The following is a 3,576-nucleotide window of genomic DNA, read 5'->3' on the forward strand; positions in this document are numbered from 1 at the left end:
GACCCGGCATGTTGCTGTCGATCAGCCGGCTCTGCGTCGCGCGCACCATGCGAAGAGCCCCCTCGGCCCGCTCGGCATAGCGGCCGAGCCAATAGAGACCGTCGGCGACGCGGCTGGGCAGGTCGTTGGCCGACGGACGGGCGCCGCTGGCCGTCGGTTCTGTCGCCAGCGCCGGACGCGGCTGGGTGGAGGTCACGTCGGCTCGCCGCGGCGCCAGAATCCAGGTGTCCTTGCTGCCGCCGCCGCTTTGCATCGACACCACCAGCCGGCCGGATTCGCTCGACACGCGGGTCAAGCCCCCGGGCATCACCGCATAGCCGCCGCTGGGCGTGGCGCACAGGAAGACGCGCAACACCAACGGGCGCGGCTGTAGCCGGCCATCCTGCCATACCGGCGCGGTGGAGAGCGCCATCTGCTCCTGTGCCACGAAATACCAGGGGCGGCGCTTGATCCGCTCGACCAGGGCGGAGCGTTCGGCAGCCGACAGCTGGGCACCGAAGATCGGTTCGAAGGAGAGGGAGGGGAAGGCCGGCTTGACCACAAGGCCGCCGAGATGGTCGATGACGTAAGCGCGCTCCGCATCGTTGCCGCACCACCAGCTGGCGACGCCGGGCAGGCGAAGCTCCTCCCCCAGCAGATGGCGGCAGAGTGTCGGCAGCGACGACTTCATCGCCATCGATTCCATCAGGCCGGAACCCAGCGCGTTGGCCATCACCACATTGCCGGACCGCACCGCCTCGATCAACCCGGCGACGCCGAGCGAGCTGTCGGCCCGCATCTCCAGCGGATCGGCAAAATCGGCATCGAGACGGCGCAGGATGACGTCCACCTGTTCCAGCCCCGACAGGGTCTTCAGATAGACCGTGCGATCGCGCACCGTCAGATCCGCCCCCTCCACCAGCGTCAGGCCGAGGTAACGGGCCAGATAAACATGCTCGAAATAGGTTTCGTTGTAGGGGCCGGGGGTCAGCAGCACCACGCGCGGCAGGCGGCCGGGGCCGCCTGTTCGCGGTGCGATGGAAAGCAGCGTTTCCTTGAAGATGTCGAAGAAGCCGGTCAGCCGCTCCACTTGGCAATGACGGAAGCTGTCGGGCAGCACCTTGGCGATCACCGCGCGGTTTTCCAACGCATAGCCGCTGCCGCTGGGCGCTTGGGTGCGGTCGGACAGGACCCACCAGCGTCCATCGGGCGCCCGGGCAAGGTCGACGGCATAGAAATGCAGATGGACGTCGTTCGGCACCCGAATGCCATGGACAGCGCGGCGGAATCCCGGATCTGCATGGATCACCGACGGCGGCAGCCGGCCATAGCGGGTCAGGGTCTGCGCGCCGTAGATGTCGGTCAGAATGGCGTTCAACAGCGAGGCGCGCTGGATCAGCCCCGATTCGATGGCCTTCCATTCATGGGCGGGCAGCAGAAGCGGCATCATGTCGAGCGGCCACGGCCGCTCCATCCCATTGGGATCGCCATAGATGTTGTAAGTCACGCCATTCTGGTGAAGCAGCCGCCTGGCTTCCTCCCAGCGCTGTGCCATCTGCTCGGCGTCGAGCGGACCCAGCGTGCTCATGAAGGTCTGCCAGTGCGGCCGCAGCCGGCCCTGGCCGTTCACCATCTCGTCGTAGACCTGCCCGGATCCATAGCCGATGGCGTCGGCCTCGCCGAACAGCGATCCCTGGGTAAAGGGGACCGGCGGCATCCCGGTGGGAATGACCGATGGCGGCGAGCGGAATGGCTGATCGGACTGGGACAAGGTCTGACTGGTGCGTATTGCCTATGAAGGAAGCAGCAGTTTGAACGTCCCCGCCCGGCGATGCAAGGCTGCCGGCCGCGCGATCCATCCGAAACAGGAAAGATTCCGTGGCGATCCGTTTTATCGATGCCGGCTCGACGATTCTTTCCGGTTACCAGAAAAAGGGAACGCCGAGCCGGGTGCCATTACAGCCTGATCCATCTGCGATGGCTTCGGAAACGTTTTTCCGATGCCTATCCGACCCTGTTGCAAAGCCTGGCAGGGGACGGGTGCGTTTACCCTGCGCCTCTGGAGCGCTGGTCATCGGAGGGGCGGACCGTCATCCGCCGCCCCCCTTCTCATTCAACTTATCCCGACTGCGGTCATCCCCGCCGCAGATCCAGGGTCATCGGGAATTGCGGGTTGCGTTCCTCCGCCGGGGTGTCCATTGGCCCGGGCGTGTGGCCGAAGGGGAAGAAACGGGCCAGACGGCGCCCTTCCGCCTCGTTCGCGTTGACCGGGAAGGTCTCGTAATTGCGGCCGCCCGGATGCATGACGTGATAGGTGCAGCCGCCGATCGACCGGCCGGCCCAGCTGTCGAGAATGTCGAAGATCAGCGGGGTGTGGACGGGAATCGTCGGATGCAGGCAGGAGGGCGGTTGCCACGCGCGATAGCGTACGCCACCGACGAACTCCCCCTCCACCCCGGTCGGGATCAGCGGCACGCGCCGGCCATTGCAGGTGATGATATGGCGGGCATCGATCAGGCCGGTGACGCGGACCTGCACCCGCTCCACCGAACTGTCGACATAGCGCACCGTGCCGCCGCCGCCTGGCTCCTCGCCCAGGACGTGCCACGGTTCCAGCGCCATCCGCAGCTCCATGGTGATGCCGCGCTGGCTGACATGGCCATAGACCGGGAAGCGGAAGTTGAAGTGCGGCGCGAACCAGCTGTCCTCCAGCGGATAGCCATGGTCGCGCAGATCCTGCAGCACGTCGGCCATGTCCTGCTGGACGAAGTGCGGCAGCATGAAGCGGTCGTGCAGTTCCGTACCCCAGCGCACCAGCCGGCCCTTGTAGGGGTGTTTCCAGAAGCGCGCGACCAGCGCCCGCATCAGAAGCTGCTGGGTCAGGCTCATTTCCGCATGCGGCGGCATCTCGAAGGCGCGGAACTCGACCAGTCCGAGGCGCCCGGTGGAGCTGTCCGGCGAATAGAGTTTGTCGATGCAGAACTCCGCCCGGTGGGTGTTGCCCTGCACATCGACCAGCAGGTTGCGCAGCACCCTGTCGACCAGCCAGGGCGGGCAGTTGCCGCTCGCCGCCGCCTGATCGATCTGGTTGAAGGCGATCTCCAGCTCATAGAGCTGGTCATCCCGCGCTTCGTCCACGCGCGGCGCCTGGCTGGTTGGGCCGACACTGATAGGGGTCGCCGGCGGCCACCACCTTCTTCGGCAGCCCATGGGCGGAGAACAGGACGCGCGGCTTGCCATGGGCCTTGGCGGCCTCGTAGAGCGGGCGGATCAGGTCCGCCGCGCCGTCGATGAAGCCGGCCTGGGTCGGGTAGCAGCACAGCAGCCTCGTCGGCGCCGTCAGCCCGACGGTGCGCGCCGCCTCATGCCACGCCTTGGCGCTCGATGCCGTGGTGGTGGTGGAGAATTGCGGATAGAGCGGCAGCAGCACCACCAGATCCGGGTCGTAGGCCTTCACGCGGGCGGCCGTCTCGGCGCTCATCGGGTGCCAGTAGCGCATGGCGATGAAGACCTTGGTCTCCGCCCCGGCAACGGCCGGATCCGCCCCCAGCATGGCTTCCAGCGCCCGCGCCTGGGCTTCCGTGTTCTCCAGCAACG

General features: G+C 66.8%; 2 protein-coding genes and 1 pseudogene. All 3 read right to left on the reverse strand.

Going from position 1 to position 3,576, the window contains the following annotated elements; genetic code table 11:
- The coding region (locus I71_RS01060; protein WP_244433538.1) for a circularly permuted type 2 ATP-grasp protein at positions 1-1,750 on the reverse strand (1,750 nt) is incomplete at its 3' end.
- 362 nt (positions 1,751-2,112) lie between these two features.
- Positions 2,113-3,144 (reverse strand): annotated as a pseudogene (locus tag I71_RS01065) (transglutaminase family protein); the annotation flags it as partial.
- Entirely contained in the window at positions 3,098-3,532 is a 435-nt protein-coding gene (locus I71_RS01070) for a ferrochelatase (RefSeq protein WP_244433539.1), read from the reverse strand. The gene I71_RS01070 and the pseudogene I71_RS01065, both read right to left, overlap by 47 nt.
- Positions 3,533-3,576 lie beyond the last annotated feature (44 nt).

Source organism: Azospirillum sp. B506, assembly GCF_000333595.1.
Taxonomy (GTDB): Bacteria; Pseudomonadota; Alphaproteobacteria; order Azospirillales; family Azospirillaceae; genus Azospirillum.